Here is a 21,876-nt window from a genome sequence, read left to right as displayed (position 1 = left end):
TCGCGGCCGACTCTCGATAGGGATTCAAGCCCTTGTGAATCAGGGCGTTGGATCAAGCCTTGCAACCTGCGCTCGAAGTGTGAAACTGGGCCGAATGAACAAGCGTCTCGACCATTTGCCGTCGGCCAAGCGGCGACAATTGAAGTGGGTGGTCGATACCGTTCGCGATGGTTTTGCCGAAGCGATCGCCCAGCGGACAGCCCCGCGCTTGCGCGACGGCAAGCTGCTCAAGATCATCCTGTTCGGAAGCCACGCTCGGAGCGACTGGGTCTCGGACCCTATCGGCCGCTACTTCTCAGATTTCGATCTGCTTATCGTTGTCGACCACGCCGACCTGACCGATTTTCCAGAGTTCTGGAGCAAGACCGACGGTATCCTGTTGGACGCGCTGATCGCGGGCGATTTCCTGCGAACCCCCGTTAGCTTGATCGTCCACGACATCGACGATGTGAACCAGCAGCTAGAGCTGGGCCGGTACTTCTTCATGGACATCGCGCGCGAAGGGATCGTGCTGTTCGAAGAGCCCGGCCATCCGTTCGCTGAAGCAAAGCCTCTGACGCCGCAGCTGGCCCTCGAAGAAAGCCAAAATTACTTTGAGGACTGGTTCAACAGCGCGAACCAGTTCTTTGACATGTACCGCATCATGCTTGAGCGGGGGGAAAATAACATCGCGGCTTTTCAGTTGCATCAAGCGACAGAGCGCTATTACCACGCCCTATTCCTTGTTTTGACGCTTTATAGCCCCAAGACGCACAACTTAAATCAACTGCGTAAGCTCGCTGAGGAGCTGGACAATACCTTGGTGGAAATTTGGCCGAACGACACCAAGTTCCACAAACGGTGCTATGAGCTGCTGCGAGAAGCCTATGTGAAGGCGCGGTACTCACGACACTACCGGATCACGGCCGAGGAGCTGGCCTGGTTGGGAGAGCGGGTGGGGATGCTTCGTGACCGTGTCCGCGCGCTCGGTGAGGCCAGGTTGGCCGCACTGCGGGCCGAAATCGTCTGACGGAAGGCGGGCTTGGTCATGGATCCAGCGCAGAACGCCCAACTCGAGGCGTTGATCACCAGCCCGCGCGAAGACCTGCACATCGAGGTCAAATCCTGGCTGGATCTGACCGACAAGGCCCATCAGGCGACTCTGTCGCGCGCGGCGATCGCGCTGGCCAACCACGGCGGCGGGTTCATCGTCATTGGCCTGGCCGATGAGAAGGGCGTGTTCACGCCGGCCCCGGGACGCCCTGAAACGCTCGACGGCTTCGCGCCCGACGTCATCTCCAGGATCATCGCGACCTACACCGAGCCGGCGCTGCACGTGCTGGTGCATCACGTTTCGTCGCCGGCTGGCGTCCACCCGATCATTCAAGTCCCAGGCGGACACCGCACGCCGATCCAGGCCAAGCGCGGCAGTACGGACGGCAAGACGCTCAGCGTCGGCAAGGTCTACATCCGACGGCCACCGATCGAGAGCGCCGAGCCCGCCACGGCCGCCGAGTGGCGTGAGCTGATCGATCGCTGCGTGAGGGCCGGACGCGACGACATGCTTGATGCAATCCGGGGCATCATGAGCGGGTCGGCGGTCGCGGCCGAGCCGGTCGAGCCGTCGGCGAGCGCCAAGCTGGCGGCGTGGGCTCAGGATGGGATGCAGCGCTGGGAGGCGATCCTGCCGCACACGCCGACTGGCGCGCTGATCCGACCGCCGGGATACTATCAGGTCGCGTATCGGCTCACGCCCGAGCCAGAACCGTTGGCCACGCCGCAGTTGTTGGCGGCGATTAGTCGGGCGACGACGCGGTACACCGGTTGGCCGCCGTGGTGGGTGCCGACCCGCGATGGGATCCGGCCGTACGTCAAGGACGGGGCGGTCGAGTGCAATCTGGCCGAGGGGGAGCCGATCACCGCGCATTCGGACTTCTGGCGGGTTTCTCCACAGGGTGAGGCGCTGCTGATCCGTGGCTATAGCGAAGACGACATCCCGCACCGCTACAAGCCAGGCACGGTGTTCGACCTTACCGTGCCGGTCTGGCGAGTGGGCGATTGCCTGATGCAGGCGGCCGCATTCGCGGCGGTTCTGGGTGTCCCTGACTCTGAGGTGAACTTCACCGTCCAATGGCGCGGCCTGGCTGGACGTGAACTGGTGCATGTCCAGGGCACCCGGTTCATTCACAAAGGACGCATCTGTCGGCAGGACGCGTTCGATCACACGATGAGCGCGATCGCCTCGTCGATCCCCGAGCAGCTACCGGAGCTCGTGCACGGGTTCATGGCTCCGCTCTACGGTCTGTTCGACTTCCTGGAGCTTCCCAAGGCGCTCGTAGACGAGGAGCTGAAAAAGATGCTTAGCGGGCGATCTTAGTCCGGCCTAACCAGCGGCCAGACCCTAGAACAAGACCTCACCCACATAGTGAGCGGCTTGGTAGGCCAGGTGGCCGTCGATCGTCAGCGACACGATGTAGCTTCCATCGGCGAGTGGCGTGCGCGTGATCCAGGAGCCGCCGGTGTTGGTCAGGGCCGGCATGTCCGGATAGGTGATTTCGAAGACGACCTGTCCGTCCGGTCGCGTGATGCGGACCTGGACCTGAATGTTTTGCCCGTCGTAACGCGGATTGAGGGTGAACGACACGCCCTCGTTGGAGGCCGAGACCCGGTTGGCGAAGGGGAAATTCTTGTCGAAGACCTTGAGGTCGTCGGAGGCGAAGACACGATCGCGATAAGGGGCGATCGCCACGCCGGCCTGATAGGCCAGTGTTTCGCGCTCGGCTTCCGAGCGACAGATAATCCCGCGCAGATGCTGGGCCAGGGGGAGAGGCGAGGGGCACAGCACCTCGGCGCACCGATGATCCTTGATCGAGGCGTCCGTGTAGGCGCCCTCGTGATAGATCTTGGCGAAGTCGAGCTCGTTGAAGAAGGCCTCGTCATCGCCGTCACGGGCGGCGTTGAGCTGCATGTTGATGTTCGAAAAGCGAACGTTGGGCATGCTCAGGATGCTTCGCGCATCGAGCACGAACATCACCAGGACTGGCGCGTGACCGTTCTCATACCGGCAATCGGCGGGACGGCGGATGCCTTCGATGTTGAACTGCGTGGGCGTGCGGGGCCGGAAATACAGGCGGACAAAGTTGTGGGCCCGGTCGCGGTTGTCGATGACGCCGCCGGCGGCGACATCGCGGCCCCGCAGGCCGTTGGACGCATTACGCGATAGCAGTTGGCCGGAATTGATGATCCTGACCGCGTTCTCAAGCGGCGCGTGGTGAAACAGAAGATCAGGCCAAAGCCGGCGATGCGGGAAGAAACGGCTGTCGAGGTTGCCGACCCACCGTTGGATATGCGCGTCGATAAAAGCCGCGCTCAGGCCCACGACAGCTCCCGCTGGGAGCCTGAAGACCAGCCAGTGGCGGGCGATGGCGCCTGGCGACGCAGTTCAAGCGCAAGCTCGGGATGCTCGCCGGCGCGGCGTTGGATCTGAAGCGCGCGCACATGCGGCAGGACGCTCAACAGGGAGAGCAGCGGTCCGCCGTTGGTGGTTTCCGACCAGCCCGCCTCCTTGGCGGTCAGCAGGCCCGACTTGAGACTCAGCCAAACCCCGCGCAGGTCTTCGCCATCCAGCAAGGTGACGCCCGTAGCGGTTTTGATCTCCAGCGCTTCGCCGACCATTCGCGCGTTGAATGGCGCGTCGGTCGTCATGTCGTGGAGGACGCCACCCGAGACGGTCAGCGCCTGATCAAGAGCGTTCATGAAGTGATCGAACGAGGCCCAGGGCGTGTCGGTGGTGCGCAGCTGCTGGGACAGCGCCTCCAGATGCTCGGGCAATCCGATCGGCTGCTCGAAATCATGGATGAAGACGTTGATCGGCAAGGGCGCCAGATAGCGCTCCATGAGAGGGCGAACCTCTTCCCAGTCCAGGCCGCCGTTGCCGCAGCCTAGCCGGGGGAAGGAGATCTGGTTGATGCCGCGGTTGGCGTATTCGGCGCGGAACTTGTCCAGACCCATCTCGATCCATTCCAGCCGCGAGGGATTGCGCCAATGGACCTTGGTCGGGAAGTTGAGCACCCACTGGTCGCTGCTGTTCCAGAGCCAGAGCTTACCCGGTTCAAGCAGGCCTGCATCGCAGATGCGCTTGTAGGCGGAGAACATCTCCGGGTAGCGATCCTTGAAAGCTTTGGCGATGCCTTTACCCATCACGCCGACACAGTTGACCGTGTTGACGAGCGTTTGCGCGGGTGAGTCTAGGACGCTGGTGCGACGATAGATCAGCATGGCTTGACGGTATCTCGATTCTCGAAACGGCGTGTGAGAACGCCCGAGGCACGTGGCTCCGCGAAGACCTCCTGCAAGATATGCCACATGCGTAGTGCGGACGTCACCTGAGGCATAAACGCATGGCTCCGCGATGGGCTGCGCTCGTATGTTCTTATTATGTTCCAATCGCCCAAAGGTCAAGCTGAGCAGGCTTGTCTAATCAGGTCGGTCGCTCGGCACGCGACGGGGCCAAAGCCTAGGTCGTAGCTCACCGGTTTAGGTGGAGTTGGTTGGCGCAAGCCAGTCAATCTTGCCAAAGGAGTTGCCGCGCGATTGGTTTGTTGCTGCAACCTTAGGGGCGCTCGGGGCGAGCATGCTGCAGATCAACACCGGAAAGCTCTTCTCACGCGGCGTAGGGCGAACCAATGCCCTGAGCGGGGTGCTCTATACAAACGCCAGGCTCGGCTGGAATAGCCGACTGGAGACATTGGCGGGCGCACTGAAGAACGTCGGCGCCGATCATCAGGACACCGCCTGTCTGTTTGAGATCGAAGAGCGCATCGAGGCCCCGGTGAATGAGCCGGGCGTTCTAGTGTCCCACGGCGTAGGCCCGTTCCTGGACGATTTCGCCATCGTCGCGACCTTTGGTTTGGGTGCGATTTTCTCGAGGCGCGCTGAAACTGTAAGAGCCCTGACCGGTAGCGAGGGGAGGCGCGGCGGGCGCGATAGCCATCACACGCTTTTGTCAGGGGTCTATGACGAGACCGTCGATGTCAGTGATGTGCAGGCCGAAGAGTTCGCGCGGTTCGTCGAGGCGCTCCTGGCGCTGGAGCGCAGGAGCTTCCTTGGCGCGATGCGAGCGATGCGTTCCTTCGTATCCGGGCTGCACAGGCTCGCTGACGATCCGTCGCTGGCCTACACGCTGCTCGTGGCGGCGATAGAGTCATTGGCGCAAACGTTCGATGACTACGAGCCGCGATGGCAGGATCTGGATATGCGAAAACGGGTCGATCTAGACCGCGCGATCGCATCGGCCGCTACGGATGTCCAGGAGGCGTTTAGGGCGGCCGTACTCAAGCATGAGCACCTGTCGCTGGGACGGCGCTATCGGGAATTCATCCTAGCCCGTGTCGACGGCGGATACTTCCGACAAACTGGCCTTAAAGGGCGTCCGGTCGCGCGCTGGGAACTCGAGCCAGCGCTGCGCCTCGCCTATGGCCTGCGCTCGGCGCACGTCCATGAGCTAAAGCGCTTGCCTGATGTCCTGACCATTGGAGCGCACCACAATGAGATCGCCTCTGTTGAGCGCCAGCCGGCCCTGACGTTCGAGGGTCTCTATCGGGTAACTCGACACGCCATCCGGGCCTTCGTGGCCGAGCAGCCCAAGATCGAGAGCGAACCCTACAACTATCAGCTTGAAGAAGCTGGGATCGTGTCCCTGCCTTGGGCGGCGCAATATTGGATCGGGCGGCCATTCAGCCGGCCGTCGGAGGCGTTGCCCAGGTTCGAAGGGGCGCTTGAAATCCTCTGCTCCCAACTCATGCATGAGCCCAATCCGGCGCTGTTTCCGGATATGCGACCCGTACTGGCTGAGGTCGAACGGCTACTTGGGCAGGCGCCCCACGCCGATCGGCCGGCCATGGTGTGCCTGTACATTCTCTACAACACCCAGATTGCTCCGGCCTATCGGTCGCCTGGGCACGAGGCGTTCATCGAGGCCCACATCGAGGAAGCCAGCCGTCCTGGTCCCGTCACACTCACGTTGGTTCCGCTCTATGGCGAGCATGACGATGATGCGTGGAGCCTGCCCGATCACCAGAATGCGCTGGACGCCTATTTTGATCAGCGGCGCAGGGCCAACGGCTTGCATGCGCCTCGACTGGTGGAGGCGGCGATGTGCTTGCACCTAGCCGAGAAATATCGGCTCGTGGGAGATCTCGATAGCGCCCGGACGACGATCGCACGCGCAGTCGAGACGCACCCGGGCGTGCCGGCGCTGCTGGCTCTGGAGGCCCGGTTCAACGGCGAGGCTCCGATCGACTGGGAAGCGGTTCTCTTGCCGCCCGCCAAGGTGTCTGAGGTGGAAGGCGGCATGGCCTAGCTCTTGCGGAGATATTGGCGAGCTATTTTCCAACTATATGCTGGCTCAACGCGACGTTGCGCGGCCCATTGATCGAAAGGTCGCCTAAGGGCGGCGTCATCCGGCGGCCAGGCTCAATGTTCGGTCCTGCTCAGTACGAAACAGATCTGGATGGACGGGGGCTGGCGTGGCGCGGTCCAGACCGCTTGCGCGGCATCAAGCTGCATCAGGTGCGCTACGTCGTCAGCGCCGCCGAGCATCGATCGTTTCGACAGGCGGCCGCGGCCTTGCATGTCGAGCAGTCCACGGTCAGCCGCCGGGTCCGGGACCTGGAGCATCAGCTGGGGGCGGCGCTTTTCGAGCGATCGGCATGTGGTGTCCGGCTGACGACCATAGGCGAGCGCTTTCTCGTCGAAGCCCGTGCGGCGATGGATCAGCTGGAGGGCGCGGCGGGCTTGGCGCGAGAGCTGGGGGCGGCGGAGGCCAGCCGGTTGCGTATCGGCGTTTCGGCGCCGGTTGGCGAGGGCGGTCTGGGCGATTGGTTGCGCCGGGCGTTCGAGGCGGCGGGCACGTTGATGGTCCAGGTGGCCGAGGCTTCGCCGGCCGAGCTGCGCCGAGCCCTGGACCTTCAGGCGATCGACCTGATCTGCGAGTTCGGCGGTCGGCCGCAGGGGCACATCAAGGCCCATCGGCTTTGGCGCGAACCGCTGATGGTCCTGATGCGTCGAGACCACGTCCTGGCGGGATGCGAAAGCTTGGCGTGGGCCGATCTGGCCGACGCGCCATTGATCCTGGCGCGAGATCACGCCGGCGCCGTCGAAGATGCGCTGCAGGCGCGGGGATATCGAGGCGATCATGCGGAGACCCGTCGTGAGGCGGTCGGCCTAGCGACGCTGGTGAGCTTGGTCGCTTGGGGGCAGGGGCTCACGATCCTGCCTGCTTGCCTGGTGGGGACCAGTCATCCGGAGGTGCTGGCCATCCCACTCGAGCACGAAACGATCGATGTGATGGCGCTGTGGTCCAGCCGGAACAACCGGCCAGTCCTGGCGCGGTTTCTGCGCTTGCTGACCCGTCTCGATCCACCTGGCCGCTCATAGACTTCGGCGCGCCTTGGTGAAGGCCCGATCCGTGGCGATGAAGCGTTGCAGCATGGGCGCCACCAGCTTGGCCGGCTCGACTGCGGCCTGACCGGTTTCCTTGCTCAGGACTGCCGCATAGGCCGCCAGGTCGCGGTTCAGACTGGCGGGGATCTCGAGCGTGATACGCACGGGCCTGTCATCTTCGAGGACAGCGAGTTTGAGCTTCACGGCGTTGACTCCTTGGCGACGGGATCGAGGACCAGGTCCTCAGAGAGGATGAGCCGCACCGGGTGGCCGGGGCGAACGGTCAAGGTGGGGCGCACGTCGAGTTGGCGGCGCACGATCTGCTGTCCGGCCTGGTTGATCGTGTCCTGCATGCCGCGTCGCAGAGCCCTGGCGATGTCGCCCTCGTCGTCCGCGCCCAACTCGGCTCCCACGCCCAGCAGAGTTGACAGGCCGGCGGCTCGGGCGATTGCGCCCCAGTGGCTGTCGACCTGGTCGGTGAGCCCCGCGAAGCCTTGCGGGTCCGAGGCGGTTTGGCGGGTCAGGGCGATCGAGGCTCCGTCGGGAAGCACCAGGCGCGTCCAGGTGACATGAATACGGCGCTGGCCGAACGTGACCTGGGCGTCATAGGCGCCGATCAGTCGCGCCCCCGCCGGGATGAGGCGGATGCGCCCCGTCACCGTGTCGTGGACGTCGGCAGTGACCTGGGCGATGGCCTGTCCAGGCAAATCGCTGTTGAGCCCGGTGATCAGGGCCGCGGGAATGACCGAGCCGGCCAGCAGGGTGTAGGGGGAGCTCATGGCGGTGAGTTTGGCGGACGCTTGCGCCGGGGCTGGGGCCGGTGTCGCGGTCAGAGTGGCGGACGCGATCATGGCTTCCGGCGTGGGATCGAGTGCTTGGTCCCGGGCGGCGGTGGCGGCTGGACTGGCGCTGCCTCTCCCGACATCGGCCAGGATCGCGCTGGTCAGAGCGGTCTGGCGGGCCTGCGCGGCGGGCGAAGGCTGAGTGGGCGCGTGTGCGGTCGAGGCGGCCGCAGGCGTTGGAACGGGGACGCCGTCTCGGGCCTGGGCCGCCACGATGGGCCGTCCAAGATCACCAGGTAACGGCGGGCCGAGCCTAGGCGCGGCGGCGTAGTCCTTGGGCGCTGCGGTGACAACCTCGGCTGGCGGGCGAGTGTCCGAGGCCGGCGGCGGGTCCTGGGGGGCGGGGACATGCAGTCGCGGCGTCAGGGCAAAGGTCAGGGCCGCCCCGACCGCAGCCGCGCCGATCCCGCCGAGCACCGCCAGGCCCTTGCGAGAGAGCCGGACCACTGGTGGGGGCGAGCCGCGCAGGCGAAACGCGTCCTGGGCGGGTGGGGTGGTCTCCTCGGTGTCGGCCGGCGTCATCGCGACGCCTCCTGGATCCGCTCGATCCGCACGGTCTTGGCGCTGCGCTTGCCGCCCATCCGCAGTTCGGCGGCGTCAAACAGCCGATCGACGACCATGTAGCCGCTCTGGACCCGGTAGTTGACGAGCTCTCCACCGCCTTCGGGGCCTCGCACGAAGAGCGGCGGCAGCGCGGTTTGGACTGCGCTCGGCGGGAGGGCGACATAGACGCGCCGGCCGTCATCGAACACCAGGCTGGGACGCCAGGCGACCTTGGCCCCTGAGATCCGGTAGCTGAACCGCAGGCTGACCGGATCAAACGGGGTCGTCGCCGTCGCGAGGGGAGCCGTGCGGAGCGGCGCCGGATCGACACGAAGCGCGATCAGAGCATCTTCGGGATAGCGCCATTCGACGCCGGCCATATAGCCGCGCGGCGCGGTGCGAAGCTCCAGGCGGTAGGTTCGCCGATCGGTGTTGATCAGCAGGTTCGTGGCCAGCCCGGTCTGGGTGGGCTTGACCAGGATATGCACCCGGCGGGTCGGTCCCGCGCCGCTTTCGGATTGGCCGATGATCCAGCGGCTGGTGTCGCCCGCCGCGACGGGTCCTGCGCCGGCTAACTGTTCGCCTGGTTCGAGGGCGATGTCGGTCACTTGGCCGGGAGCGGCGTAGACTTGGTAGAGAGCGCCTTCGGACCAGGCGTAGCGTTGGATCGCGCCCAGAAAACTGTCGGAGCGGGGCTCCACCCGAGCGGCCGTGGCGGCGCTGACCAGGGTCTCTTGCGGTGGTCCGCCAGCGAGGGGGGCGACGCGTGGCGGCGCTGGCCCATCGGCCTGGGCCGAGCCACCGATCGTAGCCGAGATGAGCATGGCGAGGGCGAGAGCATCGTTCATGAGGCCATCTCCTTGGACCAGTCGATCGCATCGACCGCGACGTTGAGGGGGTTCTTCTTGAGCCGGTCGCGGGTGGGCTTGGGCAGCTTGGTCAGGGTGACGATGGCCGACCAACGCTCGGTCGTGACCAGGGCGCCGTCCTGGTAGCGGCGCTCGGTCCAGGCCAGGCGAAAGCTGGTGGGCGAGGCGCGGACCACGCTGGAGACCTCGAGCGCGACCTGGGCTTTGCCGACCTGCGCGAAGGGCGCGGTTTCACCGACATAGGCCGTCAGGGCCTTGGATCCGTTTGGGCTGACGAAGTCGTAGGCCGTCAGCAGGTCGTTGCGCAGGACCACCGGATCGGCCGGGATCGAGCGCACCTGTTTGACGAAGCGCTCCAGACGCTCGGCGATCATGGCGTCGGTCGGCTGGAAATCGGCGATGGCGGGGCCGACCGCGCGGGCCTCGCCGAAGCGATCGACTTCCACCACCCACGGCACGACCGAGCCGCGCGCATTCGTCCAGACCAGGGCCAAGCTGAGAGCCACGATGACGCCGCCCTCAGCGAGAGCCAACGCCCAGACGCGTCGGCCGGCCACGGCGACGGCGCCGATGCGATCGTCCCAGACCTGACGGGCGCGGTGATAGGGCGTTTCGGGTTCTGGCGTTCGCCCGTAGTGACTTTGTGCGCGTCGGAACATGGCGATCACGATCCTTCCGATAGGTCGACGGAGCCGCCCGCGCCGCTGGCGGCGTCGCCGGAATTGACGGCGCTCGCGGCGGTGGCTGCGCCATGCGACAGATGCTGGCGGGTCTGCATGCGTTGGGCCCAGGCCGGCGGGGCTTGACTGGATGCGCTCTGGTCGGGCGGTGACGGCGGTGCGCCGTGTTGGGTCTGGCGCGCGGCCTCGAACCGCGCCTTCAGGCCCTGAGCAGCGGCGCGCAGCGGGCTGATAGCCGCGCCACCAGCCGCCTTGGCCACGCCCAAGGCGCCGCCGGTCTGGGCCGCACCGGTCGCCGCGCCGGCCAGGCCCGCCGCGCCGCGCGCCAGCCCAGCGGCCGCGCCCGCAGCGCCGCCGACGACCAGACCGCCGGCGGCGGCGGCGGCGGCCATGGCGCCGCCCGCGGCCAGCCCCGTGCCGACGGCCGAGCCGGCGCCCAGCTGGGGACCGCCCGACACGATGCCGCTGGCTACGCCCGGACCGAAGATGCCAAGGCCCAGGAGCGTCAGGGCGGCCAGGACGATGGCCAGGACCTCTTCCAGGTTTGGCTGGCGCTCGTTCAGAACCGGCGTGAAGCTGGAAAACAGGGTCGAGCCGATCCCGACGATCACGGCGATGACGAGCACCTTGACGCCCGAGGACATGACGTTGCCCAGCACGCGTTCGGCCAGGAAGGCGGTCTTGCCGAACAGGCCAAACGGAATGAGCACGAAGCCACAGAGGGTGGTGAGCTTGAACTCGATCAGCACGATGAAGAGCTGGATCGCCAGAATGAAGAAGCTCAGCAGGACGACCAGCCAGGCAATGAACAGCACGGCGATCTGAATGAAGTTCTCGAAGAAGGCGACGTACCCCATCAAGCCGGAGATCGACTCCAGCAGAGGTCGGCCTGCATCGATCCCGACCTGCGCGACGCGGCCAGGGCGCAGGAGGTCAGCCTGGGTGAAGGCCGCGCCCGTCGCCTTGAGGCCAAGACCGGCGAAGCTCTCGAAGACCACCCGGGCCAGCATGCTCCAGTTGCTGATCAGATAGGCGAAGACGCCGACAAAGAGAGTTTTGCGTATCAGCTTGGCCAGAATGTCGTCGCCTTCGCCCAGGCTCCAGAAGAGCGCCGCCAGGGTGACGTCGATGACGATGAGGCTGGTGGCGATAAACGCCACCTCGCCGCTGAGGAGGCCAAAGCCGGACTCGATATAGCTTCCGAAGACCCCAAGAAAGCGGTCGATGACGCCGGACCCTTCCATGGCTACCGGGCCTGCGTCGGGGCGGGGCGGCCCAGGAAGCGGTCCCGCTGCTGGGCCCAGGCGGCCAGGCATTCGGGATCCTCGGCGCCGGCCGCGCCTAGGCGCTGGCAATGGCGCAGGGCGTCCTGGTGGGGGTCTACGGCGGCGAGCGTCGCGGCGGGTGCGTCGGCGGGCGGCGGGGGCGACACTGCGCTCGCGCGCTGGCCAAGGGCGGCGACCACCACGGCGGTGGCGACGAACCCGGCGGCGGCGAGCCGAAAGGCGAGGGCGGGGTCCACGTCGTTCTCACTTCGAAAAGAGGGTGACGGGCGGCGCTTGGTAGCCGGTTCCGGGCGTGAGAAACCGCCGCATCTGCTCGCGGGCCTGATCCTGGGCGGCGGCGCGGGCGGCTGCATCGAGGTTCTGGGCGCGCCCCTGGGCGGCCATCAGCGCCAGGAGGTCGGCCAGTTGCTGGGATTGCAGGGCCATCAGCTGGTTGCCCGCCTGGGCCGCCTGCAAGGCGCCGTCGGCCGACTGGCTGGCCTGAACGAGCTGGGTCATCTGATCGCGGGCGCCGTCGAGATTGCCCACGACGCCGGCCTGGACCTTCAGGGCGTCCTGAAAGGCCGCCACGCTGGTGGACCAGCGTGACTGGGCCAGGCCCACCAGGTCACGGTCGGTGGCCGTGAGCGCGGCGGCGCCGAACTGGTCTTTGAACGCCGCCTCGATGGCCGAGACGTCGTAAGCCAACCGCTGGGCCTGACCGATGAGGGCGCGGGTCCGTTGGAGCTGGCCCTGGAGCGCAGAGAGCGACGAGAACGGCAGGCCTGTCAGATTGCGCGCATCGTTGATCAGGCCCTGGGCCTGGTTCTGCAGCGCCTGAATCTGATTGTTGATGCTCTGCAGAGTGCGCGCGGCCGTCAGAACGTTCTGGGCGTAGTTACTGGGATCAAAAACGGTCACCTGCGCCGTTGCGGCGGGGGGCAGCGGCAGGCAGGCAAGGGTGGTCACGGCGAGCAGCAGTCGCCGGCGGGTGGGTCCAGCCATCGTCAGGGCTCCAGGGGCAGGTGAGACACAAGGTCGGCGGCCCAGGGCAGGCCACGGGCGAGAAGCCAGGCGCGGGTGAACGCCGCGCCGGGCGCGGCGTCGATCGCGTCGATCAGGGCCTGGTCGGGTTTGGAGGCGGCCGCGCAGAAGGCCAGGGCGATCTCGCCCAGGCCCAGGTCGAACAGGCGGTGGCCTTGGCGCGACTGGCAGTAGTAGTCGCGACGCGGCGCCGCGCGGCTGATGATCTCGATCTGTCGGTCATTGAGGCCGAACTTGCGGTAGATCGCCTGGCTGCGCGGCTCGGCGGCTCGCGCGTTGGGAAGGAAGATCCGGGTCGGGCAGCTGTCGAGGATGGTCGCGGCGACGGGGCTGGCGTCCAGGTCCAGCAGGGCCTCGGTGGCGAAGACGACCGCGCCGTTCTTCTTGCGCAGGGTCTTGATCCACTCGCGCAGCTGGCCGGCGAACACCGGGTCTTCGAGGATCAGCCACCCTTCGTCGATGAGGATGAGCGTTGGGCGACCGTCGAGCGCATGCTCGATGCGGTGAAAGAGGTAGGCGAGCACGGCGGGGGCGGCGTTGGTCTTGAGCAGTCCCGCGGTCTCGAAGACCTGCACCGACGCGGTCCCGAGGCTCTCGGTGTCGGCGTCGAGGAGCCGCCCGTGAGCACCGCCCAGGCAGAACGGCGCGAGGGCTTGTTTGAGCGCCGGCGCCTGGAGGAGCGCGGCCAGACCCGAGAGCGTCCGCTCGACGGGCGGCGCGCTGGCCAGGGACTCCAGAGCCGACCACAGGTGGGCCTTGGCGGCTGGATCGATCGTGACACCTTCGCGAGCGAGCACGGCGGCGAGCCATTCGAGCGCCCAGGCGCGTTCGCCCGGTTCGTCGATGCGGCGCAAGGGCTGTAGCGACACGGTGCGGCCTGGGACCTCTGCGCCAAGGTCGTGCCACTCTCCGCCCATGGCCAAGCCGGCCGCGCGCAGGGACGCGCCGTGGTCGAAGGCGAAGATCTGGTTGTTGGGGTAGCGCCGCCACGACAGGGCCGTGAAGGCCAGGAACACCGACTTGCCCGCGCCAGTCGGGCCGGCGACCAGGGTGTGGGCCACATCATCGACGTGCAGGCTCAGGCGAAACGGCGTCGCGCCTTCGGTGCGCGCGTAGAACAGAGGCGGGCCGTCGAGGTGGTCGTTGCGCTCCGGGCCCGCCCAGACCGCCGATAGCGGCACGATGTGGGCGAGGTTCTGGGTCGAGATCGGCGGCTGACGGACATTGGCGTAGACGTGGCCGGGCAGGGAGCCCAGCCAGGCTTCCACGGCGTTGAGGGTTTCGACGATGGTCGAGAAGTCCCGACCCCGAACGACCTTCTCGACTTGGCGCAGTTTCTCCGACGCCCGAGCGGGATCCTCGTCCCAGACTGTCAGGGTGGCGGTCACGTAGGCGTGGCCGACGATGTCGGCGCCCAGGTCTTGCAAGGCAGCGTCGGCGTCGGCGGCCTTGTTGGCCGCGTCGTTGTCGACGAGGACGGAGGCCTCGTTGGTCATCACCTCCTTGAGGATGGCGGCGACGGACTTGCGCTTGGCGAACCACTGGCGACGGATACGCCCGAGCACCTTGGCGGCGGCCAGCTTGTCGAGCATCACCGCGCGCGTGGTCCAGCGATAGTCGAAGGCCAGCCGATTGAGCTCGTCGAGCACGCCGGGAAAGGTGGCGCTTGGAAACCCGACCAGGGTCAGGGTTCGCAGATGGGCGCGGCCGAGTCTGGGTTCGAGCCCGCCGACCAGCGGCTGGGTGGCCAGCAGGGCGTCCAGGTGGATGGGGGTGTGGGGAACCGCCAGGGTCTGGCGGACGGTGCTGACGGTCGAGTGGAGGTAGCTGAGGGTTTGGCCGTCATCGAGCCAGGCGCATTGCGGCATGAAGCCGTCGAGCAGCTGCAGCAGCCGGTCAGTCTCGACGATGAAGGCCTTGGTCTGGGTCCAGGGATCGGTCGCGACCGCCTTGCGCCCCTCGAACAGCCAGCCCTCGGCGCGACGGGCCTCCTCGGCCGGAGGAAGCCAGGCCAGGGTAAGGAAGTAGCGGCTTTCGAAGTGGGCGCCGGTCTGGCTGAATTGTTCGGTGCGTTCCAGATCGACGAGCGCCGAGGCCGGATCGTCAAAGCGGCTCTGTGGATAGGCGACGGCGGGTGCGCGTTGGGCCTCGACGAACATCGCCCAGCCGCTGCCCAGGCGACGCAGTGCTGCACCCAGGCGGGCGGTGACGGCGGTCAGCTCGGCGGGCGTGGCGCTGTCGAGATCAGGACCGCGAAACGCCGCGGTCCGCTGAAGGGCGCCGTCCTTGTTGAGTACGACGCCTGGGGCGACAAGGGCGGCCCAGGGCAGGTAGTCGCTGAGGCGAGGACGGGTGTCGCGATAGACGCCGAGGGCGAGCATGGGCGGCCTTAGATCCGGAAGTAGGGCGGGTAGCGCAGATGCCGGCGGCCGACTTCGAAGACCTGCGGGTCGCTGCGCGCGGCCCAGGCCGCCAGCAACTGGCCAAGGGCGAAGAACAGCAGGCCGACGATCCAAAGCCGGAGGCCAAGCCCGAGCGCGGCCGCCAAGGTGCCGTTGGCGATGGCGATCGTCCGTGGCGCGCCGCCCAGCAGGATGGGCTCGATCAGCGCGCGGTGGACAGGGGCGTAGTAGTCCGCCGGCAGGGGGGCGTCGGGACGGGTCACGCGACGAGCGCTCCGCCACCGAAGCTGAAGAACGACAGGAAGAACGAGCTGGCCGCGAAGGCGATGCTCAGGCCGAACACGATCTGGATGAGCCGGCGAAAGCCGCCGGAGGTCTCGCCGAAGGCCAGCGCCAGTCCGGTGCTGATGATCACGATCACTGCGATGATCTTGGCGACCGGTCCTTCGATCGACTCCAGGATCGACTGCAGCGGCGCCTCCCAGGGCATGGAGGAGCCGGCCGCCTGCGCCGGGATTGCGTGAAGCGCGGCGATGGCGGTGAGGGTCAGCAGGCCGAGGCGATCGAGCGTGAAAGCGCTCAAGACGTGACGGCGCGCAGCGATGGCGCGAGCTTGGCTCATGGCAGGTCTCCCATCGGAACGAGGCGGTAGTCGCCGGCGGGGCCGAGCCCAGCGACGGCGGTGAGCTCGGTGAGGCGGCGGGCTTGGCCGCGGCCGCTCAAGACGGCGATCAGCTCGATGGTCTCGGCGATCAGGGCGCGCGGCGGTGTGACGACGACTTCCTGGATCAGCTGTTCGAGACGGTGCAGGGCGCCGAGCGCGGAGCCGGCGTGGAGTGTGCCCAGCCCTCCCGGATGGCCCGTTCCCCAGGCCTTGACGAGGTCGAGCGCTTCGCCGCCGCGGACCTCGCCGACGATGATGCGGTCGGGGCGCAGGCGCAGGGCGCTCCGGACGAGGTCGGTGAGGCTGGCGACGCCGACCTGGGTGCGCAGCCCGATATGGTTGGGGACCGAGCACTGCAGCTCGCGCAGGTCCTCGGCCAGGACGAGGCGCTCGTCGGCCGGGACTTCGGCGAGCAGGGCGTTGGTGAGGGTCGTCTTGCCGCTCGAGGTGGGGCCAACGACCAGGATGTTTTTGCGATCGCGCACGGCCTTGCGAAGGCGCGCGGCCTGATCGGGCTTGATGACGCCATCGGCGACGTAGGCCTGGAGGGGGACGATCGCGCGGGCGGGCTTGCGAATGGCGAAGGCCGGTGCGGCGACCAGCGGCGGGACCAGGCCCTCGAACCGTTCGCCCGTCTGCGGCAGCTCGGCCGACAGGCGCGGCCGTTCGGCGTGGACCTCGGCGCCGACTTGGTGGGCCACCAGGCGAATGACGCGTTCGCCGTCGGCCGCCGACATTCGCCGATCGGTGTCGGCCAGGCCGGTGCTCAGCCGGTCGATCCACAAACGCCCATCGGCGTTGAGCATGACCTCGCTGATGTCGGGATCGGCCAGCCAGCCGGCGAGCTCGCAGCCCATGGCCGTTCGCAGCATCCGCGCGCCTCGATCGAGGCTTTCGGCGGTGGCGAGCTGAGCGGACATGAGGGCCTCATTCGATCGCGCCGGTCTTCTAGGGACGGCGAACGAGGCTGATTAAGAAGCGCCCGGAATTGGCGGAAACAACAGGTGAATTTGGCTCGCGGGCCCTGGAGGGCAACGGCAGGCAGGCGCGGGCTCACGTCGGTGCGCGACGTGCGAAACGAGCGCTGGAGCGTAGATTTCGGCGGGGTTAGCGGGCGGGCGCGCCGGACGCCCAGACGCCGCGACGGGCGGTTTTGGCTTCCGCCTCGGCCTTGGCGTATTGGCCCTTGCTGTAGCGGCGGTACTCGGTGGTGAAGCCCGAGCGGATCATGGCGGCGTTGACGTCGGGACTGGCGTTCGACCAGCACGTGCCCACGAAGCGACCGTAGCGGTCGCGATCGACGAAGCGGCACGCCACACGACCGCGTGTCAGCCGTTCCAGCTCCAGCCGCGCTTCGTTGGAGAACGGCTGCGCCGGCGTCTTTCCGCGTCGCAGCTCGGGCGCGTCGACGCCGAACAATCGCACACGCTCGCCTGCGCATCGCAGGGTGTCGCCGTCGTGGACGGGCGGAGCGTTGCAGGCGATCAAGGTCGCGGCGGCGGCCGCAGCGGCGGTCAGAAGCATGGGTGTGCTCTAGACTGCTTCGGGCGGCCGGCCAGACCCTTTCAGTCAGCCTCGCCGTCTTGCCCGTCGTGGTCCTGGCTAAGCTCGAAGGCCAGGCTTTGGCCCGCCGCGATCCGGCGTCCCAGGGCGCGCACGAAAGCGGCGTAGCGTTCGCGGCCCTTGGCCTGGGCTGCGGCCTGGGCGGTGTCAGGCATGGCCGGCGTCGCCGTCAGCCAGAAGCGGACAAAGAGCGCATGGGCTTCGTTGGCGATCTCGATGTTGCGCTCGAGACGCTCCATCTGGCGGCTGAGGCGATCCAGGCGCCGCGACAGGGCTGCTTCCAGGCGCTCGGGACTGTCGGGCGACAGGTGGGAGGCTAGGGCCGTCTCGACGACGAGGGCCTGGGGAACGCGCTTGCGGCGGGCATAGTCGGCCAGCTGGCCGGCCAGGGTCGGTTCGAGCCGAAAGGTGTGTTTGCGTCGCATCGGTCAGAGCTCCACGCCATCGTCCGGGTCCAGGCTGGCTTGGCGAGCCACCGCGCCCATGCGTCGCTGAAGCGCCAGTCGGCGGGCGATCTGGCCTGCGTCGAGATCCGCATCGTCGAACGCGAATTCGTCCTGCACGGTTGGGGGCGCGGTGATGTCCTCGTGCTCAGGCAAGCCCGGCTCGCGGCGAGGTCCGCCGCCTTCGTCGTCGTCGTCGTCGTGCCGATAGCCGGCCGCGGACGGCGCTGGCGAGGGAGCGGCGGGGACGGTCAGTCCCGTCCAGTCGTCCGGACCCGGCGCGGGCCTCTTCAGCGATGCGGGCTGCGGCGGGGTCAGAACGCGCCGGCGCAGTCGGGCGTCCTGGTAGTAGCGGACCTTGCGGGCGCGGATGGGCGGCGCGCCCGACACCATCACGATTTCCTCGTCGGCTGGCAGTTGCATCACTTCGCCTGGGGTGAGGAGCTGGCGCGCCGTCTCCTGGCGCGAAACCATCAGGTGGCCCAGCCATGGCGAAAGCCTGTGGCCGGCGTAGTTGCGCATCGCGCGAAGCTCGGTGGCCACGCCCAGGGCGTCGGACACCCGCTTGGCGGTCCGCTCGTCGTTCGTGGCGAAGCTGACCCGGACGTGGCAGTTGTCGAGAATGGAGTTGAAGGACCCGTACGCCTTCTCGATCTGGTTCAGCGACTGGGCGATCAGCACCGATTTGAGGCCGTAGCCGGCCATGAACGCCAGAGCGCTCTCGAAGAAGTCGAGCCGCCCCAGGGCTGGAAACTCGTCCAGCATCAGGAGCAATCGGTGGCGCTGGCCGATCGGGCCGAGGGTCTCGGTCAGCCGCCGGCCGATCTGGTTGAGCATCAGACGGATCAGCGGCTTGGTGCGGCTGATGTCGGACGGCGGGACGACGAGGTACAGCGTGGTGGGGCGGGGGCCTTCGACCAGATCGGCGATGCGCCAGTCACACTGGCCGGTCACCTGAGCCACCACCGGATCGCGGTAGAGGTTGAGGAAGGTCATGGCCGTCGAGAGCACGCCCGAGCGCTCGTTGTCGGACTTGTCGCGCAGCTCGCGGGCCACGGACGCGACGACCGGATGGACCCCGGCCTCGCCGAGGTGGCGGGTGCGCATCATCACCCGTAGGGTCGCCAGGATCGGGCGTTCGGGATCGGACAGGAACGCGGCCACGCCCGCGAGGGTCTTGTCGCGTTCGGCGTACAGCACGTGGAGGATCGCGCCGACCAGAAGGGCGTGGCTGGTTTTTTCCCAGTGGTTGCGCTTCTCGAGCGATCCTTCCGGATCGACCAGGATGTCGGCGATGTTCTGGACGTCGCGGACTTCCCACTCGCCGCGCCGCACCTCCAGCAAGGGGTTGTAGGCAGCTGAAGCCCGGTTGGTCGGATCAAAAAGCAGGACCCGGCCATGGCGGGCGCGAAAGCCGCTGGTGAGCTGCCAGTTCTCGCCCTTGATGTCGTGGACGATGGCCGAGCCGGGCCAGGTCAGAAGGGTGGGCAGCACCAGGCCCACGCCCTTGCCCGATCGGGTCGGGGCAAAGCACAGGCAATGCTCGGGGCCGTCGTGGCGCAGATAGGCCTCGCCGAGCTGGCCCAGGACCACGCCGGTCTCGCCGAGCAGGCCAGCGGCCTTGGCCTCGCGCGTCGTGGCCCAACGCGCGGTGCCGTAGGTGTCGACATTGGCGCTTTCGCGGGCGCGCCAAACGGCCATGGTGATGGCCGCTGCGGCTGCAAGAAGGCCGCCCGACGCAGCCACTGCCGCGCCGCGCAGGAAGACGCCCGGCGCGTAGGCGTCATAGACGAACCACCACCAGAAGAAGGCGGGCGGGGCGTAGACCCGGTGGCCGCGCCAGATGAACCAGGGTGGTCCCAGCGGCTCCTGGTAGGCCAGTTGGGCGGCGGTCCATTGGGTCGCCGACCACACGGCGATCAGGACGATCAGGCCAACGAGGAGAACCTGGCCCCAGAGGATCCGGGTGGCGGACATTGAGGGCTCCCGGGGTTTGGGGAGCCCTCAAAGTTTTCCGTCCAAGTGGCGGAGCAAGAAGGAAAAAAAGGCGCGCTGGTCCTGGCGCGCAACGACAGGTCGCTAGCGGGTTTTGGGGATGACTGGCGGGCAGCCCACGAGGGTTTGGGCGGTCGCGTCGGGGGTCTTGCCGTTTTCGGCGGGCAGGCTCAGCGCGCCGGCGAAAGCATCACGACGGATCGGCATCACGCCGCAGGCGCGCTGACGGCGGACCGCTTCGTTGGGCGCGTGGCGCAGCTGGCTGTAGAAGAAGCGCATGCGCACGGCGCTACAGTCTTCGGGATCGTCGGTCAGGCGAACGATGCGGTACTCGCCCGCCGTCAGGATCAGACATGCCGACTTCAGCGGTCCGCCCAGGGTTTTGCGCGCGGGGTCAGGATAGTAGTCGACAACCCCGCCGCCGGCGTTGCTGGCGCGCAGGGCGTTGAAGATCAGCATCTGGGAGCCCGGCGTGAAAGCCAGGGTCGACAGGATCGCCAGAATGATCATCACGACTGTGGCGCGGCGGTTGTGGCTGGCCGCGCTTAGGGCGAAGTGAACCCCGCACGCGACGAGCAGAATGAACGCCGGCCGGTTTGGGTCTGTCGCGCCGTCCGACGAGAAGTTCGGCGTCAGCAGGGTGTCGACCGACGAAACCCACGACCAGGCCGACATGGCGAAAGCAAAGCCGATGGCCATGGCGGCGCCCGAGGCCCAACTGCTCCGGTTTGCCGGCTTGATCGTAAGCAGGACCATCAGCAGAGCGCCGAGCGGGCTGAGGGTCAGTAGCGAGGGCGCCAACCAAAAGGGCGGATGCTGCAGCCATTTGACGTAGGGCTGGAGCCCCTGAATGACGGCCAGGGCGACCAGCGAGGCGTTGGCGGCGAAGTAGGCCAGCACGGGCCGGGGCGTGAAGTCATTCGTCGACGCCGTCTTGGCCGCGCCGAGCATCGGACTGTTGACGTGATCGGCAAAGCCCAGGCCCTTGGCTTGGTGGGCGAAGAAGAACCGCGTGAACAGCGGGGCCGCCAGGATCATGCCGATCAGGGCCACCAGAAGCGCGAAGACGAGGCCGGCCGCCTGGAGGATACCGATGATCAGGTTGTCGCCGAAGGCCCCCAGGCCCGGTTGTCCGAAACCTTTGAGGTAGTCGTTGACCATCCAGGTCGGACCCAGCAGGCCGAAGAACACCCCTGCGGCGACGCGCAACCACTTGGGCACGGCGTCGATGAGGGCGTTGGCTCTCTCGAGCATGGCCTTGGCGGCCTCGAGGTTGGGGTTGGCGGGGAGCTGATCGACGGTTTGACTCATGAGGGCCTCGGTGATGATGGACCCTCTTGTTGCAAGCTGCACCTTAACGGGAGTTGTGCGTCCTGGCGTTGTGATTGGCCAGCTAGAGGCTTGGCCCTCTGGCGCGGCCGAGCGACCAGTCGACGCCGCCGCCGACGACGGCGCCGGAGACGGTCTGGCCGCGATGGCGCTCCAGGCTTGGCCGCCAGGGCACGAGGGAAAAACCGAGACCATCGTCGATCATGGCGAACCGCCCTGACGCCAGATCCAGCCGTCGCCGATAGACCCCCGCGACCGTGTCGCCCTCCTGGGGAAGCCTTGGGGTCTGACCAGTCTCCAACGCCAGGGCTTGTCGGGTCCTGGTCAGCTCACCCTCGCGCAGGGTTTCCAGGAGCCCGGCGACGGGGCGCGGGGAGCCGCCGGCCAGGGAAGCGTGGCCGCGCTCGACAAGCACCGCCTGGCGGGCGCTCAGAGCGCTCGTGACTTCGGCGCCAAATCCGTCAGCGCGCGCAGCCGGTTCACGCGCCACCAACTGCCGATCAAGCCAGGTGGCGCCGTGGGCCTGGATTTGCGCCGCCAGCGGCAGGTCCGAATGGGTCGTCAGCCCATGGCGCGTCCGGCCTGAGGGCTCGGTCCAGGTGCGCAGGGCCACCACCGCGCCGGGCGCGGCGTCGCCCGTCGCTTCCAGAGTCTCGAAACGCAGGTGATGAAGGCGTCCGTCCAGGCCGTCGACCACGGCATAGGCGCTGCCCTGAAGTTCATCGTGGAGGCCGCGCTCCACCAAGCGGCCGGTGACCTCGTGGGACGGGCGTTCGGCGGAAAGAACCAGGCGCTCGGGGAGACTTCGCGACCCT

General features: G+C 67.4%; 22 protein-coding genes. 4 read left to right on the top strand and 18 right to left on the bottom strand.

Translation table 11 applies throughout. The features are described from left to right. Nucleotides 1-94 precede the first annotated feature (94 nt). Together C1707_RS19505 and C1707_RS19500 are read left to right on the top strand one after the other, a co-directional pair. Complete coding sequence (locus tag C1707_RS19505) at nt 95-1,009, top strand: HEPN domain-containing protein (protein WP_101715606.1); 915 nt, start codon at nt 95-97, stop codon at nt 1,007-1,009. Nucleotides 1,010-1,027: 18 nt separating this feature from the next. Continuing rightward, entirely contained in the window at nt 1,028-2,356 is a 1,329-nt protein-coding gene (locus C1707_RS19500; protein ID WP_123170787.1) for an AlbA family DNA-binding domain-containing protein, read from the top strand. Nucleotides 2,357-2,380: 24 nt separating this feature from the next. On the opposite strand, the gene C1707_RS19495 is transcribed toward C1707_RS19500, so the two are convergent. Both C1707_RS19495 and C1707_RS19490 read right to left on the bottom strand, forming a co-directional pair. Then, nucleotides 2,381-3,358 (bottom strand): DarT ssDNA thymidine ADP-ribosyltransferase family protein, encoded by a 978-nt coding sequence (locus tag C1707_RS19495; RefSeq protein ID WP_164467411.1) that lies wholly within the window; start codon nt 3,356-3,358, stop codon nt 2,381-2,383. Continuing rightward, nucleotides 3,349-4,257, bottom strand: a complete 909-nt coding sequence (locus tag C1707_RS19490; protein WP_101715603.1) for a macro domain-containing protein — start codon at nt 4,255-4,257, stop codon at nt 3,349-3,351. The genes C1707_RS19495 and C1707_RS19490 overlap by 10 nt, the downstream gene beginning before the upstream one ends. 355 nt (nt 4,258-4,612) lie before the next feature. On the opposite strand from C1707_RS19490, the gene C1707_RS19485 reads away from it, so the two are divergent. Next, nucleotides 4,613-6,340, top strand: a complete 1,728-nt coding sequence (locus C1707_RS19485; RefSeq protein ID WP_145998491.1) for a hypothetical protein — start codon at nt 4,613-4,615, stop codon at nt 6,338-6,340. Nucleotides 6,341-6,525: 185 nt separating this feature from the next. Then, entirely contained in the window at nt 6,526-7,416 is an 891-nt protein-coding gene (locus tag C1707_RS19480) for a LysR family transcriptional regulator (protein WP_164467410.1), read from the top strand. On the opposite strand, the gene C1707_RS19475 is transcribed toward C1707_RS19480, so the two are convergent. From C1707_RS19475 to C1707_RS26820, 16 genes are all read right to left on the bottom strand, one after another. Further along, nucleotides 7,411-7,626 carry a DUF2274 domain-containing protein gene (locus tag C1707_RS19475; protein ID WP_101715600.1) on the bottom strand — a complete coding sequence of 72 codons (216 nt, stop codon included), beginning with the start codon at nt 7,624-7,626 and terminating at the stop codon, nt 7,411-7,413. The two genes, C1707_RS19480 and C1707_RS19475, sit on opposite strands and share 6 nt — an antisense overlap. Beyond that, entirely contained in the window at nt 7,623-8,786 is a 1,164-nt protein-coding gene (locus C1707_RS19470) for a TraB/TrbI/VirB10 family type IV secretion system protein (protein ID WP_101715599.1), read from the bottom strand. Before C1707_RS19470 ends, C1707_RS19475 begins: the two co-directional genes overlap by 4 nt. Next, complete coding sequence (gene trbG / locus C1707_RS19465) at nt 8,783-9,655, bottom strand: P-type conjugative transfer protein TrbG (protein ID WP_101715598.1); 873 nt, start codon at nt 9,653-9,655, stop codon at nt 8,783-8,785. The genes C1707_RS19470 and trbG overlap by 4 nt, the downstream gene beginning before the upstream one ends. Next, on the bottom strand, nt 9,652-10,335 hold the full coding sequence (gene trbF / locus C1707_RS19460) for a conjugal transfer protein TrbF (protein ID WP_101715756.1): 684 nt from the start codon (nt 10,333-10,335) through the stop codon (nt 9,652-9,654). The genes trbG and trbF overlap by 4 nt, the downstream gene beginning before the upstream one ends. Before the next feature lie 5 nt (nt 10,336-10,340). After that, nucleotides 10,341-11,600 carry a P-type conjugative transfer protein TrbL gene (gene trbL / locus C1707_RS19455; RefSeq protein WP_123170786.1) on the bottom strand — a complete coding sequence of 420 codons (1,260 nt, stop codon included), beginning with the start codon at nt 11,598-11,600 and terminating at the stop codon, nt 10,341-10,343. Nucleotides 11,601-11,602: 2 nt separating this feature from the next. Then, nucleotides 11,603-11,878, bottom strand: coding sequence for a putative entry exclusion protein TrbK-alt (gene trbK-alt, locus C1707_RS19450; RefSeq protein WP_205686791.1), 276 nt, complete (start codon nt 11,876-11,878; stop codon nt 11,603-11,605). Between the two features lie 7 nt (nt 11,879-11,885). Next, nucleotides 11,886-12,626 (bottom strand): P-type conjugative transfer protein TrbJ, encoded by a 741-nt coding sequence (gene trbJ, locus C1707_RS19445; RefSeq protein ID WP_101712473.1) that lies wholly within the window; start codon nt 12,624-12,626, stop codon nt 11,886-11,888. 2 nt (nt 12,627-12,628) lie between these two features. Next, nucleotides 12,629-15,046 carry a conjugal transfer protein TrbE gene (trbE, locus tag C1707_RS19440; protein WP_101712472.1) on the bottom strand — a complete coding sequence of 806 codons (2,418 nt, stop codon included), beginning with the start codon at nt 15,044-15,046 and terminating at the stop codon, nt 12,629-12,631. 8 nt (nt 15,047-15,054) lie between these two features. Next, nucleotides 15,055-15,330, bottom strand: a complete 276-nt coding sequence (locus tag C1707_RS19435) for a VirB3 family type IV secretion system protein (RefSeq protein ID WP_101712471.1) — start codon at nt 15,328-15,330, stop codon at nt 15,055-15,057. After that, nucleotides 15,327-15,689, bottom strand: a complete 363-nt coding sequence (locus tag C1707_RS19430) for a TrbC/VirB2 family type IV secretion system protein (protein ID WP_101712470.1) — start codon at nt 15,687-15,689, stop codon at nt 15,327-15,329. The genes C1707_RS19435 and C1707_RS19430 overlap by 4 nt, the downstream gene beginning before the upstream one ends. Continuing rightward, complete coding sequence (gene trbB / locus C1707_RS19425) at nt 15,686-16,651, bottom strand: P-type conjugative transfer ATPase TrbB (RefSeq protein WP_101712469.1); 966 nt, start codon at nt 16,649-16,651, stop codon at nt 15,686-15,688. Before trbB ends, C1707_RS19430 begins: the two co-directional genes overlap by 4 nt. A gap of 187 nt (nt 16,652-16,838) precedes the next feature. Next, nucleotides 16,839-17,255 (bottom strand): thermonuclease family protein, encoded by a 417-nt coding sequence (locus C1707_RS19420; protein WP_101712468.1) that lies wholly within the window; start codon nt 17,253-17,255, stop codon nt 16,839-16,841. Between the two features lie 41 nt (nt 17,256-17,296). Continuing rightward, complete coding sequence (locus C1707_RS19415) at nt 17,297-17,719, bottom strand: CopG family transcriptional regulator (protein ID WP_101712467.1); 423 nt, start codon at nt 17,717-17,719, stop codon at nt 17,297-17,299. 3 nt (nt 17,720-17,722) lie between these two features. Continuing rightward, complete coding sequence (locus C1707_RS19410; protein WP_101712466.1) at nt 17,723-19,714, bottom strand: conjugal transfer protein TraG; 1,992 nt, start codon at nt 19,712-19,714, stop codon at nt 17,723-17,725. A 102-nt stretch (nt 19,715-19,816) separates the two neighbouring features. Continuing rightward, nucleotides 19,817-21,043, bottom strand: coding sequence for a hypothetical protein (locus tag C1707_RS19405; RefSeq protein ID WP_101712465.1), 1,227 nt, complete (start codon nt 21,041-21,043; stop codon nt 19,817-19,819). An 82-nt stretch (nt 21,044-21,125) separates the two neighbouring features. After that, nucleotides 21,126-21,803 (bottom strand): DUF3363 domain-containing protein, encoded by a 678-nt coding sequence (locus C1707_RS26820; protein ID WP_276310635.1) that lies wholly within the window; start codon nt 21,801-21,803, stop codon nt 21,126-21,128. Between the last annotated feature and the right edge of the window lie 73 nt (nt 21,804-21,876).

It is taken from the genome of Caulobacter flavus (genome assembly GCF_003722335.1).
Taxonomy (GTDB): domain Bacteria; phylum Pseudomonadota; class Alphaproteobacteria; order Caulobacterales; family Caulobacteraceae; genus Caulobacter; species Caulobacter flavus.
This window is presented reverse-complemented; position numbering and strand designations above follow the sequence as displayed.

Coding starts and splice junctions, on each gene's coding strand:
- C1707_RS19505 (WP_101715606.1), top strand. CDS start 95: ATGAACAAGCGTCTCGACCATTTGCCGTCGGCCAAGCGGCGACAATTG.
- C1707_RS19500 (WP_123170787.1), top strand. CDS start 1,028: ATGGATCCAGCGCAGAACGCCCAACTCGAGGCGTTGATCACCAGCCCG.
- C1707_RS19490 (WP_101715603.1), bottom strand. CDS start 4,257: ATGCTGATCTATCGTCGCACCAGCGTCCTAGACTCACCCGCGCAAACG.
- C1707_RS19485 (WP_145998491.1), top strand. CDS start 4,613: ATGCTGCAGATCAACACCGGAAAGCTCTTCTCACGCGGCGTAGGGCGA.
- C1707_RS19470 (WP_101715599.1), bottom strand. CDS start 8,786: ATGACGCCGGCCGACACCGAGGAGACCACCCCACCCGCCCAGGACGCG.
- trbG (WP_101715598.1), bottom strand. CDS start 9,655: ATGAACGATGCTCTCGCCCTCGCCATGCTCATCTCGGCTACGATCGGT.
- trbF (WP_101715756.1), bottom strand. CDS start 10,335: ATGTTCCGACGCGCACAAAGTCACTACGGGCGAACGCCAGAACCCGAA.
- trbL (WP_123170786.1), bottom strand. CDS start 11,600: ATGGAAGGGTCCGGCGTCATCGACCGCTTTCTTGGGGTCTTCGGAAGC.
- trbJ (WP_101712473.1), bottom strand. CDS start 12,626: ATGGCTGGACCCACCCGCCGGCGACTGCTGCTCGCCGTGACCACCCTT.
- trbE (WP_101712472.1), bottom strand. CDS start 15,046: ATGCTCGCCCTCGGCGTCTATCGCGACACCCGTCCTCGCCTCAGCGAC.
- C1707_RS19430 (WP_101712470.1), bottom strand. CDS start 15,689: ATGAGCCAAGCTCGCGCCATCGCTGCGCGCCGTCACGTCTTGAGCGCT.
- trbB (WP_101712469.1), bottom strand. CDS start 16,651: ATGTCCGCTCAGCTCGCCACCGCCGAAAGCCTCGATCGAGGCGCGCGG.
- C1707_RS19420 (WP_101712468.1), bottom strand. CDS start 17,255: ATGCTTCTGACCGCCGCTGCGGCCGCCGCCGCGACCTTGATCGCCTGC.
- C1707_RS19415 (WP_101712467.1), bottom strand. CDS start 17,719: ATGCGACGCAAACACACCTTTCGGCTCGAACCGACCCTGGCCGGCCAG.
- C1707_RS19410 (WP_101712466.1), bottom strand. CDS start 19,714: ATGTCCGCCACCCGGATCCTCTGGGGCCAGGTTCTCCTCGTTGGCCTG.
- C1707_RS19405 (WP_101712465.1), bottom strand. CDS start 21,043: ATGAGTCAAACCGTCGATCAGCTCCCCGCCAACCCCAACCTCGAGGCC.